The 14252-nt window shown below is 42.2% G+C and carries 18 protein-coding genes and 3 pseudogenes; 9 read left to right on the top strand and 12 right to left on the bottom strand.

Translation table 11 applies throughout. The features are described 5' to 3' along the window. Positions 1 to 267 precede the first annotated feature (267 nt). The 6 genes from V7K85_RS22045 to V7K85_RS22020 form a co-directional block, all read right to left on the bottom strand. Positions 268 to 531, bottom strand: a complete 264-nt coding sequence (locus V7K85_RS22045) for an aldo/keto reductase (protein ID WP_334816564.1) — start codon at positions 529 to 531, stop codon at positions 268 to 270. Between the two features lie 405 nt (positions 532 to 936). Beyond that, a complete protein-coding gene (locus V7K85_RS22040) occupies positions 937 to 1173 on the bottom strand; it encodes a hypothetical protein (RefSeq protein ID WP_334816562.1) in 237 nt (78 codons plus the stop codon). Positions 1174 to 1416: 243 nt separating this feature from the next. Then, positions 1417 to 1971 (bottom strand): hemerythrin HHE cation-binding protein, encoded by a 555-nt coding sequence (locus tag V7K85_RS22035; RefSeq protein ID WP_334816560.1) that lies wholly within the window; start codon positions 1969 to 1971, stop codon positions 1417 to 1419. Between the two features lie 758 nt (positions 1972 to 2729). Next, a complete protein-coding gene (locus tag V7K85_RS22030; RefSeq protein ID WP_334816558.1) occupies positions 2730 to 3179 on the bottom strand; it encodes an AEC family transporter in 450 nt (149 codons plus the stop codon). After that, the gene (locus V7K85_RS22025; protein ID WP_334816556.1) at positions 3180 to 3746 is read right to left on the bottom strand and encodes an AEC family transporter; all 567 of its coding nucleotides are present in this window, start codon (positions 3744 to 3746) and stop codon (positions 3180 to 3182) included. It lies immediately after the preceding gene. Positions 3747 to 3950: 204 nt separating this feature from the next. Then, positions 3951 to 4103: a hypothetical protein gene (locus V7K85_RS22020; protein ID WP_334816550.1), complete on the bottom strand. Its 153-nt coding sequence runs from the start codon at positions 4101 to 4103 to the stop codon at positions 3951 to 3953. A gap of 70 nt (positions 4104 to 4173) precedes the next feature. Here V7K85_RS22020 and V7K85_RS22015 point away from each other — a divergent pair, with 70 nt between their 5' ends. Then, entirely contained in the window at positions 4174 to 4614 is a 441-nt protein-coding gene (locus V7K85_RS22015; RefSeq protein WP_334816548.1) for a GlcG/HbpS family heme-binding protein, read from the top strand. Positions 4615 to 4894: 280 nt separating this feature from the next. On the opposite strand, the gene V7K85_RS22010 is transcribed toward V7K85_RS22015, so the two are convergent. From V7K85_RS22010 to V7K85_RS21995, 4 genes and pseudogenes are all read right to left on the bottom strand, one after another. Beyond that, positions 4895 to 5167, bottom strand: a complete 273-nt coding sequence (locus V7K85_RS22010) for a putative quinol monooxygenase (protein ID WP_334816546.1) — start codon at positions 5165 to 5167, stop codon at positions 4895 to 4897. A gap of 369 nt (positions 5168 to 5536) precedes the next feature. Further along, on the bottom strand, positions 5537 to 5962 hold the full coding sequence (locus V7K85_RS22005; RefSeq protein ID WP_334816544.1) for a hypothetical protein: 426 nt from the start codon (positions 5960 to 5962) through the stop codon (positions 5537 to 5539). Positions 5963 to 6028: 66 nt separating this feature from the next. Next, positions 6029 to 6190 carry a hypothetical protein gene (locus V7K85_RS22000; protein ID WP_334816542.1) on the bottom strand — a complete coding sequence of 54 codons (162 nt, stop codon included), beginning with the start codon at positions 6188 to 6190 and terminating at the stop codon, positions 6029 to 6031. A 64-nt stretch (positions 6191 to 6254) separates the two neighbouring features. Further along, positions 6255 to 6941, bottom strand: a pseudogene (locus tag V7K85_RS21995) (UbiA family prenyltransferase). 367 nt (positions 6942 to 7308) lie between these two features. On the opposite strand from V7K85_RS21995, the pseudogene V7K85_RS21990 reads away from it, so the two are divergent. From V7K85_RS21990 to V7K85_RS21975, 4 genes and pseudogenes are all read left to right on the top strand, one after another. Then, positions 7309 to 7572, top strand: a pseudogene (locus V7K85_RS21990) (hypothetical protein); the annotation flags it as partial. A gap of 487 nt (positions 7573 to 8059) precedes the next feature. Further along, a complete protein-coding gene (locus V7K85_RS21985; protein WP_334816538.1) occupies positions 8060 to 8485 on the top strand; it encodes a hypothetical protein in 426 nt (141 codons plus the stop codon). Positions 8486 to 8610: 125 nt separating this feature from the next. Continuing rightward, the gene (locus V7K85_RS21980; protein ID WP_334816536.1) at positions 8611 to 8817 is read left to right on the top strand and encodes a hypothetical protein; all 207 of its coding nucleotides are present in this window, start codon (positions 8611 to 8613) and stop codon (positions 8815 to 8817) included. Positions 8818 to 9363: 546 nt separating this feature from the next. Next, positions 9364 to 10389 carry a GGDEF domain-containing response regulator gene (locus V7K85_RS21975; protein ID WP_334816534.1) on the top strand — a complete coding sequence of 342 codons (1026 nt, stop codon included), beginning with the start codon at positions 9364 to 9366 and terminating at the stop codon, positions 10387 to 10389. Between the two features lie 208 nt (positions 10390 to 10597). Here V7K85_RS21975 and V7K85_RS21970 read toward each other — a convergent pair whose 3' ends face one another. Next, positions 10598 to 10771: a hypothetical protein gene (locus tag V7K85_RS21970; protein WP_334816531.1), complete on the bottom strand. Its 174-nt coding sequence runs from the start codon at positions 10769 to 10771 to the stop codon at positions 10598 to 10600. Then, positions 10746 to 10994, bottom strand: coding sequence for a hypothetical protein (locus tag V7K85_RS21965; protein WP_334816529.1), 249 nt, complete (start codon positions 10992 to 10994; stop codon positions 10746 to 10748). Before V7K85_RS21965 ends, V7K85_RS21970 begins: the two co-directional genes overlap by 26 nt. Between V7K85_RS21965 and V7K85_RS21960 the strand changes: the two genes are divergently transcribed. From V7K85_RS21960 to gntT, 4 genes and pseudogenes are all read left to right on the top strand, one after another. After that, positions 10994 to 11134, top strand: coding sequence for a DUF308 domain-containing protein (locus V7K85_RS21960; protein ID WP_334816527.1), 141 nt, complete (start codon positions 10994 to 10996; stop codon positions 11132 to 11134). The two genes, V7K85_RS21965 and V7K85_RS21960, sit on opposite strands and share 1 nt — an antisense overlap. A gap of 230 nt (positions 11135 to 11364) precedes the next feature. After that, positions 11365 to 12153, top strand: a complete 789-nt coding sequence (locus V7K85_RS21955) for a PRC-barrel domain-containing protein (protein ID WP_334816525.1) — start codon at positions 11365 to 11367, stop codon at positions 12151 to 12153. A 220-nt stretch (positions 12154 to 12373) separates the two neighbouring features. Next, positions 12374 to 12601: pseudogene (locus V7K85_RS21950) on the top strand (DUF1392 family protein); the annotation flags it as partial. A gap of 266 nt (positions 12602 to 12867) precedes the next feature. Continuing rightward, positions 12868 to 14193, top strand: coding sequence for a guanitoxin biosynthesis MATE family efflux transporter GntT (gntT, locus tag V7K85_RS21945; RefSeq protein ID WP_334816523.1), 1326 nt, complete (start codon positions 12868 to 12870; stop codon positions 14191 to 14193). Positions 14194 to 14252: the final 59 nt, after the last annotated feature.

Raw genomic sequence — 14252 nt, 5'->3', positions numbered from 1 at the left:
CAATTCAAGCGTTCGCCTTCAGCCTCTGGTAGAGAGGAAAATCTAAAAGGGCGTAGGCAAGCATTTATCGCTCTGCTTGCTCCCTAGTTAAGTTTATATCCATAAATTTTTTGACTTGAAATCAACTGTTCGATAGTAAATTTGGCGTGAGCGATCGCTCTTGCGGGGCGTAGCCCATCGCTCTCTATTCAAGTGATGCCTACGCTCATCAAAAGCAGAATCGGAAAAAATACTCCAGCACTCAGATGGATCAACGGTTAACACTACTCATGTCAGGTAGCGCTCACCTGCTGCCACATTTTTTGGTGCAACTGCTTCAAGTCGATTCAACTCTTGTTCAGTCAGGGTAATTTCGGTAGCTGCAATATTCTCGTTTAAGTAAGTACGGCGTTTTGTACCAGGAATTGGCACAATATCTTCTCCTTGAGCGAATAGCCATGCTAAAGCAAGCTGACTAGAAGTTACTCCTTTTTCGGTGGCATAGTATTCTCTAACATCTGAAGAAAGAGCGTACTTAGAAAAATTGGTCACCACAGGTAAGAATTCTGCATATAAAATAAATCACGCGCGTGTGTTGCTGCTAAAGGTATGGAGTGCAACCTCACCCCATCACCCTTATCAACAAAGCAAAATCCCTGCACTTAATCGGTGGGGACTATAAGGTTTCTCTAAGCAGCTTTACTGGTGCATAAGTACTATAAAAGACAGTGGCAGGAGACAAACGATCGCTCTAAGAGCGGGCGGATACCCTGTACAGTGACAGATTATCTGTCGTCGGAAAAAATGCTTGTTATCAAAAAGCTAAGTGTAGTTGAAAGCGAGGGGAGATGCTCCTAGCTCCTGTCTCTCATGTGTCTCAAGGGCATTGAGCCTCCAATCCTGTATGCAACGGAAATAGAGACTGGAAAAAGTTTATTATATATAGATTTCAGCTTTTTACTTCTCTGTTTTAACCAAACATGACAAGAGATATTCCCGCGCTTGCACACCCTTATATCTGCGCTGATTTGGCGACTTGCGTCTGGATACAGCAGGCTCAGTTTTTTCCGTTTTACCAACTTTCGGTGATTGGGGATCGGCTAAGGTATCCAGGGCAGAAAAATGACGAAACTCGACGCAACAAAGGTTAGGGTTACCGCCAGGGCTGCCAGATTTTTCTCGTTTTACCAACATTCGGTTATTTGTTGGGATTTAAGTTCTATCTTGATCAGTAAGCACCACTGTAACTACTGTTACAATGATGCTCACTATGAAACGTAATTATAAAGGTTTCAGTCGGCAAATTTGAGATCCCCTTAATTGGGATAATTGTTTTGAGTTAGAGATGATTCACTCTTGAAAAGTATGCTTCAATGTAGCATAAATCATATGAATCTATTACGCTCCCATGAATGACGCGCCCTCTGCCACTCATTGCTAGCTTACCGCGCTGCTTACAGCACCCTTAAGGGCTGCAATTCCCTGTTCAATGCTAGCCCACAGACCCATGTCAGGTTCTTTACCGGCTATCTCTCGCGTTCCGACGAAGTAAAGAACACCTTTAAGAATCTCTTGGTGAGCGCGATTTTCAAAATTAACTCGGTTGAGCGGTTCCATCAAATCTTGAAGGTCATCATTCAAGGACTGGGAAACCTTGTGTAGAACCAGCCCGGTCATTGTCTGTTGATGCTTTAGCAACTCAAGCTGTAAGTACTTGTCATACAGAGTTAGCTCGGAGCCGCTCATCATTTGGCCTACCTTCTGGGCATGTTGTTGAGTAATGTCGCGAGGTTCTGCTGCGTTGCCGTATCTAGAAATAGCTGCTTCAATGATGCCGAGATTTTCGCGATCGCTCTTAATCATTCCTTCGAGCCGCTCGCAAATCGTATTGTCGTCCGTCTGTGCTATTAACTTTTGCTCAGTTTCCAACAGAACATTCTGAAAAAGCTTTAGATCAGCAAGCTTAGTCGCTATATTTGTCACATCGGTCATTATTATTAACTCCAGACTACAGGTTTTATCGGTTATGACAAGCAAACTCACTTTTTCCATATTCTCGTAAGGTTTAAGTAAGTCCGTCCCTCCTCAGAAAGATTTATATTAAGTTCGTCATAGTAAACTCTCAACGCTGAATGGCACGAATAAAAGCGGAAATCCTTACCAGATGGAGATTACAGCTTTTCATCAATGAGTAGTGAATGAATAGTCAGGCGATAGCCCTTGGTGGGCACTCCGTGCCATCGCGCATCCCCATACCTGCGTTGAAGAGGAGACTTGCGCCTGGAAACAGCAGGTTCACTTTTTTCCGTTTTCCCAACAATGGGTCATAAGTTGGTATTTGAGTTCAAACTACTTTTATTAGTAGATATGTACTAATAAAGTGTCTGCTTGTAGCTTTGTTACAACGACATCTAATTAGTCACTGTACATACGCCATCGCACCCCCATCAAGCAAGTATCATAGCTAACCAAAGAAAATCAAGCGAGGAAAGGTTGGCTTTGGTGCGTAGTTTACCGCCGTAGGCATCGCTCCCTTTGCCCCAGTTCTCTTGGAAATTAATAAGCATAAATTAACGTGAGTTCGATTAAGTTTAAACTCCGAAATCCTTACCCAACATATATTTTGATAACTAGTAATTCAGTAGTTACTGAAAATATTTGAGATTATTGAGAGTAGATTTGAAGCTTGGTTTCGATAATCCTTGACTGACAAGAATTTCAACCTTTAAAATCAGTCGAACTCACGTTATTTAGAATGAAATAGCCCTACCGCCAAATAGGAGTGTTTTCATCAGAGGAATCGTCAAAAACGACGCAGCAGTGTTGATCAAAATGCACAGGGCTAGTCGTTCAGAATTGAGTCCAATGCGATCAGCAATTATAAATGTGAGTAATTGGGTTGGCATTGCGCCTTCTAATACGATCGCCTCCAAATAGGGTGATTGAATTCCAATCAAGGTGGCTATCCCAAAAACCACTAACGGGGAAATCAGCAACTTGATCCCACCGGCTATCAAAAGAGGCAACGGTTGATAGATGCGGCGATAGCGCAAGCCCATACCCAGAGACAACATCATTAATCCCGTTACTGTGTTTCCCAGGATTTGGGTGGCTTGGAGCAAAAATGCTGGCACTGGCAACCCACTCAATTTCCATACTAGGGCGATTGCCACCGCCCAAAGGGCCGGCAATTTTACCATTTACTGGACGGTTTGCCGCACGAGCTTGATACAGGTTTGGAGTGGCGTTAGAAGTGGAAAGGCTCCGATGGCATGGTCAACTTCCGTTTCCTTCGGTTCTTGATCGCGCATTACCCCCTTAAAGCGCGCTCCTAGTGTCATTCCCAAACTGAGATTTAAAGGCGTTATGGTGACTTCACATAGGATCGCAACCTTAGCAACTTGCACAGCTAAGGTTGGGAATAAGCCCTGCAATACGGGCAATCCCAAATATGTGACGTTGCCAAACGCACTCGCTAAAATTAGAGCGCCCTTTTCTTGCGGCTGTAGTTTGAATGCCCGAAATACTAGGATGGCAACCCTCAAGCAAGCAACTGTACTCAGCAAAATAGTCAAGGGGATTTGGTAAAATTCTGAACCCATCTCAGATGTATAGATGACCCGAAAGACTAGAGCGGGCAGAAAGACGTTTAAGACTAGCACCCCGATCATTTTGCGTCCCGCACCTATATCCAAATCTTTGAGGATATAGCAGAGTATACTTCCTACCCATGCAATCAAACCTAATGCTAGCAAAACCGTTGTCATAACAGATCCCTGAAAACTACTGCATTGAAATAACCTTTAAGATTGTTCGCCGAGATACACGCAAAAAGATACAGGTTGTAAAATTTTATAACGTCAATATTTAAAAGCTTTGATTAAATCTTGTTTCAATACCGAATTTAGCTTGTCTTTTATCCTTTCACGGAAATGCCCAAACCCTCTGGGCGACCGAAGGGAGGCAAGGGTTTAAGACCCCCACAAAACAAGAAAATTTGGTGAGTCCAGTCCTGTAGGCGGGTCTCCCGCCGTAGGGAACTGGCGAACCCGTAAGGGTGGCTCTGGTTCAGGTGCGGTTAGAATCCCCATCTGTTGCGTAGCTTCCCGCAGGGTACGAAACATAAAAGCCTTCTGCCTTCTTCAAAGTTTTTTAAATAACTTTCATTTGGTTCTCTAACTACCAATTCCCACTATGAAGTATCTCCATCAAACTGTTGAGCTATCCAGTGCAGGCGCTTTAGTGGTACTGCATGGCGCCATGACCAAAGCTGAAGAAATCGGAGTGCCCCAATGCATTGTCGTGGTTGATCGCGGCGGTAATTTGTTAGTCTTTGTTCGCATGGATGGAGCTAAGGTCTTGAGCCAAATTTCGGCGACTCAAAAAGCAGTGACGGCGATTTCCTCTCGTGTCGCCACGGGCGGAATGCCAGAAGAGTTAGCGCTCAAGTTGGGAATCACCACAGCAGGGCAGATGACGAATTTGCCGGGTGGATTGCCGATTATCTTAGATGGTCAAGTGGTGGGAGCAATCGGTATTGGTTCTGGTACGGGAGAACAAGATGTAATTGTAGCCCAAGCTGGAATTGATGCCTTGTCAGCAGCGATCGCCCAAGGGAACGAACAACATCAGTAGCACCTCTGGCGGTAGTGACCGTTGGGTAACGCTTGCGCTCTACCCAACCTACATCCCACATTCCGCACAACTCTTGGAGACGCTCTTGCTAGCAAGATCCACGTTCGCGGAGCGTCCCGTAGGGAAGTGGTACGACAAGCTACTTCTCTGCGAGCTGCGCCAACGACTGCGCTCAGTACAAGTCAGTGACCACCGGAGGCATCGCCCTATTGCCCTGGCGAGAAGAATTAAAGAACCAACGCACTGTCTGCAACCATTTCAAGATTCCACTCCTTGGATACTAGGCGATCGCAGCCAAAATAGAATAATGTCGGACATCTGGTGGCGCAGCTATTAATCCTTCTAGCTTGGCTATTGGTACTTGCAGACGGACTGACGCTAAATGAGTATCCAGTGCTGCCGCTCCTTCCCACTCTTGTACAAAAGTAAAATCTGTTGGCTGTGATTGATTTTGTAAAAGTTCATATTTAATGACACCTGCTTCAAGTCTTGTTGGTTCAATCAGTCCCAATAATATTGCTTTGAGTTCTTCTACTTTATTAGGTATTGCCACATTCAGGAGCTACAACATGAATGGTTTGGTTAGTCATTGGTAATTAGTCCTGCCGTCATTAGTCATTAGTCCATAGCCAGCAGTTCATAGTCAATAGTTACTCGGACACCCTGCGCTACGGCTTTCGCTACATCTCCCCATTCCTAGCCTACTGGGGTGGCCACCATGTAGCGAAAGATAGTTAGTAATAAGGCGTAGTTTACCGCACAACGACCGGCTCAATGACCACCGCTCTCCTCGCCCTTTTAAAAATCAAGCGAGGAAACGCTGCTCCCGCGCGATGATACAGAGTACCCAATCTAAGCGATCGCTTGGGTGAAGCGGATAAACTGGTATTATGCCAAAAATACCAGAGTGCGTTCGCTAGTCTTATAAAGAGAAATGATACAAAACATTTCCCTCTTCATTTACTTCAAAATCAGCATTAAGTTCCTTGGCTTTCTCATCTAAATATTGTTTAGCTAACTGGGTTGATATTTCAGCATTTTTCGCCATTTGCAATACCGTTATTCTGCCAGCATTTTGCTCAATTAATTCTAAGAAAACTAACTGAATCCGCTTTTGTTCTGATTCCAGAAGTAATGCTTTTTCCTTTCGATTCTGCTGCACTAAAGACCAACTCAACCAGCCTCCTACAATGGTTGATGGAATAGTCAAAATAGTTAAAGCAGCTACATCATTTTCTTTTTCTTGAGCAGGAGTTTTGGGATTGATAATTTCTCGAATCATCACAGCAGAAAATGGAATGCCAAATAATAAAAAACATATTGCTAAAATTTTTTTAACTAGTTTCATACAACTTTTTTCAGTTCCTAACAAATAATGTAAAAATAATAGCTCTATTATATAATGTATAATCAATTACTTATGACGCTGATATTTCGCTGATGTTTCCTCTCTTCTCCACACACTGTTAGGTCGCTTGTAAATGCTGATGACAGCGAGAAAATCCATCACAATCAGGCGATCGCCCCTCTTAAAATTCAAGCGAACGCGAGTAGCGTCTCGTAAAGCCTGCGGCATAGCTTGTCTGCGACACGCTGCGCGAACGCTTAGGGCACAGCCTAAGAAGAGAAGAGAGGAAAATTTATAATTTTAAAAACCCGAAAATCATCCCAAAAAGCAATACAGAGCTAATCCAGACATTTTGAGTGAACATTTGATTGTAGGCAGTATTTGGAAGTTGTGAGTCAAACAGCCGTATAAACTGCCAAATCCAAGCAATAGTTGCAATTATCAAGCTAATCCAGAAACTCAGTTGCAATTGCATATAAAAGCCTAGCAAACCCAATAGTAAGACAGCAGTTGCATAGCAAATCATAACAGCAACAGGAGCATACTTACCAAAAAACAGAGCGCTGGACTTAACGTCAATCCGTTGGTCATCCTTGCGGTCAGACATAGCGTAAATGGTGTCGAATCCCACAGCCCACAGAGATCACAGCAACCGTGATCCCGACAGAGACAGAAAGCGTACCAGAAGCTAAGGGACGCTCACGCGTTCTTTCCACTTGTGCATCAATATCTCGATCACACAACTTGCGTGATCACACAAGTCGTTGATCACGCAAGTTGTAGCACTGCTAGCTAAAGCAAAAAAAATGATCAGGTTAACAAGTGGTATTGATGGCATTCCCTTTGCTGGTAAAACAATACCCCAAAGGGCTGGAATTATTAGAATTAACCGTCCAGTGGGCTTTTCCCATCTTAGAAGTCGGACAATTTTATGCCAAAAAGGCTCTTTTCTTCCTTGAGATTCTGATTGAGTAAGCATAAGTTTGCTCCCACTGCATTTGTAGTTACTAATGCCAAGTTCATCTTGATCGCGCCTACAGATTAAATCTGAATTTCTGAATTACGAATTACCAATTGGTATTAATTATCCTGTCTGAGAATGGTAAACAGCAAATCTATCGCATTTCAAAGGTTAATCAACTATGAGCTTTTGTTGCTGACTCATAAAAGCTTTTAAAGTACAACACATGAGGCAATGCCTGCGGCGGTAAACTACGCCCTCTTGCTCAAGTTTCCTCTGGTGCGGACACTACGTGAACGCTTGAAAATGAGCGACGGCGAATAGCCCGTCGTAGACATCGCTTTTCACTTTACAATCAGTTCATTGCTATCAAAATTGATATCAAATGACTGATCACAAGACCCCACCAAGCGAAATGATTCGCGTGCCCAGTGCCTTAATTCCAGCAGTACGCCAATTATCCCAGGTGCACAGAGAGGGACACAGAATTGCCTTGCTGCAAGGCTTAGAAGAATTAATATCTAAGTTTGATAGCAATATTGATATCGATGTTGCGCCTAGCAGTAAATCGGTTTTGCAGCTAGAGGAGAAGCTAGAAACCAAGCTCGACGTAATAACCAAGAAGCTGGAACTTTTGGAACGGTCATTATTTCACCTCCTGACAAGGATGTAGTTTTTTATTTATCCTCATACTGATAACAATATCATGATAAATATCATGATATTATGAATAAAATAATTAAAAATTTAAGTGATACCGAGAAAAAATTAGACCGCAAAAAAGACTATATACAAATTGTAATATAACCAGATGATAAGGTTGCTTTTGAAGCTTGGTGCATTGCTAATAGCATTACCATGAGTGAGATTATCCGCAAAGAAATAGCACCTTATATTGTTAAAGGTAAGAAGCTTTTGTCAGAACAAAGTTAATTTTTGTATTTTTAGAGTATAAGTAGAGCGATCGCAATTAAGCATCTGTAACGCTCGAACGCGAACAGCGGCGACCACAGGAGAAGACTCGCTATCGGTGTCGCTTGGTATGTGTGTAGTTTACCGCCGGCATCGCTCTAAAAAACATTTGGTGGTCTACCATTCGTAAACCACCACAGCCCATACTTATCAATCACGCATTTTTGAATATCCTTTATTCTGCGGATATCAATCGCGATCGCAAAGCCCTAACTGGGCGCGTTGGCAAAGTAGTCCCAGATAGAACAAGGCTTGTTCCTATGGCAATAATTTTAGGTTTAAACCCCAGAAAGGATGAAATGCCCAGAAAGGATGAAAGGTTAGCTATTCCAGCGCTTGGCGAGTACTACAACGATTTACTCCATGTGGATGCATCGATAAATGGTCGCACTAAAGTTGTCCAGGCACAGTCTCTTTTATGTGCCAAGCTTCAGGAGCGGGACAAGTTGATAAAACAGAGGGTTGAATACTTGGCCAAAAAGCGGGGTATTACCTTTGATGAAATGTGGGCAGAAATCCTCAATAACACTGCTCAAAAAATAGTCTCTGGTGAGGAGGGGCTAGAGTATACGCCAGGGGATGAGGGCTAGTTTATGGAAGGGAAAAACTTTCTTACCAGATTGGGAAGCGATGCCTACGGTGGTCACTGAGCCGGTCGTTGTGCGGTAAACTACGCGGTTATGATAGCGATCGCTTTCATATAAAAGAGGTATTTATGAAGTACAGTATTGAACTTTTAGATGAGACAACCAAGTTAGTTTCTCTCATTGAACAACAGCTTGATTGCTCATTTGATGAGGCTTGTGCAACAACCCAAATTATCTTGCACAAGGTGAAAAACAAGGAGATTGCGGTAGATCATTCATTAAAATCTTCATTGCCTAATTTCTTGGAACAGGTAATAAGTAGTAATTTTTCTTAGAGTCAAAGGCGATCCAGAATGCGATCGCCTTTATACAAGCGAGGATAGTAGGGCAATGCCTACGGCGGAAAACTACGCACCCATTACCAATGCACCAGTACTGCAAGCTGGGTCAGGAGAGTAAGGCGAGCGATCGCTCCTTCTAGCTTGCCTACGGAAAGCTCCGCTTGCTGCTTACCAGTTTCTTAGAGGAAATATGAACTGTGCCAACTGGAGCGTAGTTTACCGCCGTAGGCATCGCCCACGGTAGCCGGGTACACCATTGCACTTCTCCTAGCGTTTGTAACGGGCAGCAGCGATGAACTTGGTTCGGATCTGACAGTGGTAGACAGAAGCTAATAATTTTGGAAACAGTATTTCTCGATTGGCGAATAATCGTGTATAAAATTATGCCTAGAAAATTTCGCTAACAAAGTCGTAATTTACGAAAACCATCTTTTTTATCCAAAGTCCAAAATTTTTCAGGGCTGCTATTATTAAAAAAATACTGATCCCTACATTTTATTTAACTAATATCTCTAATATGCGCTATGGAAAGCCCAACTCATGTCAGGTATAAGCCCATTTTCTGTTTCCAAGCAACCGCCACTAATTCTATTAGCTGATCATGACAAGACCATCCGAGTGTTATTGCGTAAAGCTATGGAACAAGAAGGTTATCGAGTGGTCGAGGTCAATGATGGTAAGCAATGTTTAGATGCTTACGAGACTATCAAACCGGATATAGTTTTGCTAGATGCTGTAATGCCTGTGATGGATGGCTTTACCTGCTGTGAGCGCTTGCGCCAGATTGCCAAAAATAATTTAATCTCAGCCCTTGCAACCTTTGATACTGGCTCAATCGTTAATAATACGGTCATCTCCCAGATATGGGAGCGCACTCCTATATTGATGATCACATGCTTGGATGATGAGGAATCCGTAAACCGTGCTTTTGACGCAGGGGCGACTGATTATGTGACTAAGCCTATTCACTTGCCTGTATTACGCCGTCGCTTGCGCGGACTGCTACAGCAAGCGCAAGTATACAAACAATTAGAGGCAGCAAACCAGGCTTTGCATCACCTTGCTAATATCGATGGCTTAACTGGTTTAGCTAATTACCGCCGTTTTGATGATTATTTGAATAAGCAGTGGATTAATCTGGTACAAGCGCAAGCTCCATTGTCCTTAATTTGGTGCGATGTCGATTTTTTTAAATTTTTTAATGATCACTATGATCATCTTGAAGGAAGTAAATGCTTACAAAGAATTGGTGCACTCTTCGCAACTCAATTAGAACTAGAAAGTCAAGATTTAGCAGCTTATTATGGAGGTGATAAATTTGTTGTTATTCTGCCATATAGCGATTCCGAACGCGTAATTATCGTTGCCACAGAAATACAAAATAAAATTAGAAACTTAGAAATTGCTCACCCCAAGTCTAAAATTAGTCAATATGTCACCCTAAGTATAGGGGTAGTGACTACAGTTCCCACTTGGGAATCATCTCCTGAAATTTTGATGAAGGCTGGTGATCAAGCACTTTATAGAGCAAAACAAGAGGGACGAAATCGAATTGTATTTTGTTAGATATGTCTAGATTGATTAGCAAGCTGTCATGAAATGCAAATTGAACAGCTTGATTTGAAAAACGTAAAAATTAATTTGAGATGTTCGTAATCCTCATTGTCACTAATCAAATTTGATTTAAGAAACTTGATGAGGACGTTTCTTAGTTTCTACCTGAAAGCCAGTTTTAGAGAGCATTTTCAGAGCCAATACCGCGCAACCACTCTGCTCAGTCGTAGCTCCGAATTTTTCTTAGCGTACAATTTTCCTTTTCTGGCACGGTTATGCCTATAAGGAGAGTGAGGGAAGCGATCAGAGTGCGTAGTTTACCGCCGTAGGCATCGCCTTTTTTAGAGATTTTGTCAAAGCCTACATCATCAGCTAACAAACCGACTCTCAGCATAAGCAAAGCCTTTCATAGTAACTTTAGAGGAAGCGTTTTGTTGAGCATAAGAGACGATACCCCTAGCTACCTTTAAGCGACACCGAATAGCCCGTCGTAGACATCGCTCTAAGATGCCTTTAAAACCAATGGTGAATACTCCTAATTTCCGATGGCTGAAACCCTTATTTTTACGTTGGTTTTTAAAAGTTTGTGGTTTACTGATGATCGTGTTGGGCATCATTGCGATTCGCCTTTCCCTTCTTTGCCACCATTGCTTCAACCTTAATCTTTGGCTGGATATTTATCTTTGCCGGAATTGCTCAAATCGTTTATGCCTATCTGCAAGAGAATCGCATTTCAAATGCGCCGGATTTCACCTAACTGGGGATTGATGCTTCGGTATTGTCAAAGCAAAGATTTAGAGAGTAATGCTTTATGTCTAGCTATCTAGAATCAAAATCTCATCCTTCAGAGAGGCAGCAAATTAGCAGCTTGCTGCGATCATTGGGCTGGAGTGGATTTTGGATAATGATCCCTTAAATCTTTCCAGATGATTGGTTCCACCTCAGTCTATGAATCGAAGCCATAAAGAACGGAGGACAAAAGACATTATGTCTCTTCATAAAATCGAAGATTTTGATGCCAATTATCATCAACAGAATTCTCAGGAGTATCTGAGGGGGTTTGACCTTTACTCCAAAGACGAAAAAGTTGGCTCTGCTGACGACCTTTTGGTTGATGATGATGGCCACATTCGTTATCTGGTGATAAACACAGGCATCTGGATTTTTGGCAAAAAAGTTTTGCTGCCAATCGGATGCTCCCAGGTAGACTATGATACCCACCGCGTCTATGCAGTCAACCTCACTAAAGCCCAGGTAGAAGCGCTACCTGAATTTACGGATAGTATGACTGTTGATTTTGATTATGAACATCGGGTCAGACAAGTCTATCGTCCTTCATCTTCATTTAGTGTCTTTGACTCTTCTGGAGTTGGATACGCCGGGTATGGAACTGATCCTCCCGCCCTTACCGATACTCCCACCTCTTCTGGGGTTGGATATGCCGGATATGGAACTGACCCTCCTGCCCGTACCGATACTCCCACCTCTTCCGGGGTTGGATACGCCGGATATGGAACTGACCCTCCTGCCCCTCCCTATGTTCCTACCTCTTATGGGGTCGGGTATGAAGGATATGAAAATGCCCTGCCTGCTCCGGATAGGGCACTCTCACCTGATACTGATCGTAGCACTGCTGTTGACCACTGCGATTCCTACACATATCAGCAAGATCCCTCCTTATATGAGATGAACGATCAAAATCATCAACGGCTGAAACTGTATGAAGAACGGCTAGTGGCAAATAGAAAACAGCACAATTTCGGACGAACGCTATAATTTTCTGCTCGCAGCAAATCTATCGTGTATCGCGATATTGGTGTGGTGCCATCAATGACTACGATTCGTAGCCCATTGAGAAATGCTCCTAATGAGGGAATTATAAAATCCGGCTTCAGTTTCGCCATCAGGGAGTGCCTGAAGATAGAAGACTTGAGAGCAAAAGAGAATGTAATTATTATATATAATCAGCTCTCAAGAATAATTTTTAGGAACAAAGTTAGTGGAAAAAGCCACAGTTACGACACCAGTTTTTGAGTTGGGGGATGTGGTTGAAGTTAATTTTGGTGAAAAACCAATACGTCGTATTATTCAAGGGACTTTCAGCCTAAAAAACAATTGGCTTTATGCAGTAGAGTGGCGTTCCCCAACCTTGTCAGAAATGGAATTGGCTCAAAGTAGAATTATCTGGCTTGCAGATGTGGATTTAGTAGAAGTGAAGGGATGACTATAAACTCCTATAATTATACGTCCTATCCGTTTTCCTAACCCCATTTACTGCTGAGTTTTTAATATAGGCTAATGAGTATTTAAGTTGCATAACACCAGGGCTGTACTGCTTCGCAGAACCCGTAGGGTAGCCCTTACTAAAGGCGAATCAGTCTGGAAAAATGAATGACGATTAGCTTACTGACTGTGACTATACTACGATGTAAAGGAACGATGTTATTTCTAAATTACAATTTCTAGCAGGGGTCAAGGGATTTAGTAATTTTGTCTATCTTTGTTCAACGTTCAGTATTCATCCGCCATTTTCTAAAACTTGCATCTGTAAATGTCCTTTCAAATCTAATGGTTCCGTTAGCAGGACTAATAGATGTAATGTTTTTAGGGCATTTAACGGAGATTCGTCATTTAGCAGGAGTGGCACTAGCAACAATTTTATTCAATTATATTTATTGGACATTCGGTTTCTTACGCATGGGTACAACTGGAATGGTTGCACAGGCTATAGGGCGTAAAGATAACCAATCAGCAGTACTAATTGGTTTACAACATGGGATTTTAGCACTGATATTAGGACTCGCCATCCTGATATTTCAACAACCTTTACAAATATTAGGGTTTGCGATTCTAAGTGCTACACCAGAAGTTAAAAGTTCTGGAGTTGATTTCTATAATGCTTTAATATGGGGTGCCCCAGCAACATTGATTAACTTTGTCTTGATTGGTTGGTTTCTTGGACAAGCACAAAGTAGTAAAGTGTTGTTGCTTTCAGCTATTAGCAATTGTACAAATGTACTACTTGATGATCTATTTATTGTTCAGTTGGGATGGTCAAGTAGAGGAGCTGGGTTAGCGACAGCCATTAGTCAGTATCTCATGCTAATGGTAGGTACTTTGCTATATTGTCAAACAATTTCATTTAAGCAAATACAAGCTTTAATTGGGGAATTATTTGACCTGTTTGCTTTAAAATCAGCTTTAATGCTGAATGGAGAAATTATTATTCGGACTTTCGCTTTAATTTCGACAATGGCGATGTTTAGCAACCTCAGTTCCATGTTAGGAACTGAAATTCTGGCGGCAAATACCCTGCTGTTGCAAGTGGTGAGCTTGGCAGCATATTTCATTGATGGCTTGGCATTCGCTACTGAGAGCTTGGCTGGAATTTTTCAAGGTAGTGGAAATATTGCTTCTTTAAAACAACTGTTGCAAACTTCTATAGTCAGTAGCTTGGTTATAGGATTAATGTTTGCTATTGCATTTATTTTTGCCCCAGAATCACTGTTAAGATTGCTGACCAATCATACTGAAATTATCAATAATTTACGCTCTTATATTCCTTGGCTGTTACCAGTTTTAGGTTTTGGCTCAGTCGCTTATGCGCTAGACGGTTATTTTCTAGGGTTGACTCAAGGTCATACACTTCGTCAAGCTATGCTTACAGCCACTCTAATCGGTTTTCTTCCATCAGCAATTACAGCAAGGTATTTCCATAATAGTCATTTACTATGGCTATCAATGTCTTTATTTATGGCAGCAAGAACAATAACTTTGGCATTGTGCGTACCAAAAACATTAAGTAGAAAACAATAATTAATTTACATTCAGAGGAGATGCGTATTGTCAATAAGAAGCCCTGAATCTTATTAAGG

Source organism: Nostoc sp., from assembly GCF_036917615.1.
Classification (GTDB): Bacteria; Cyanobacteriota; Cyanobacteriia; order Cyanobacteriales; family Nostocaceae; genus Nostoc.
The sequence above is the reverse complement of the archived record's forward strand: the minus strand, read 5'-3'. Positions and strand labels throughout refer to the sequence as shown.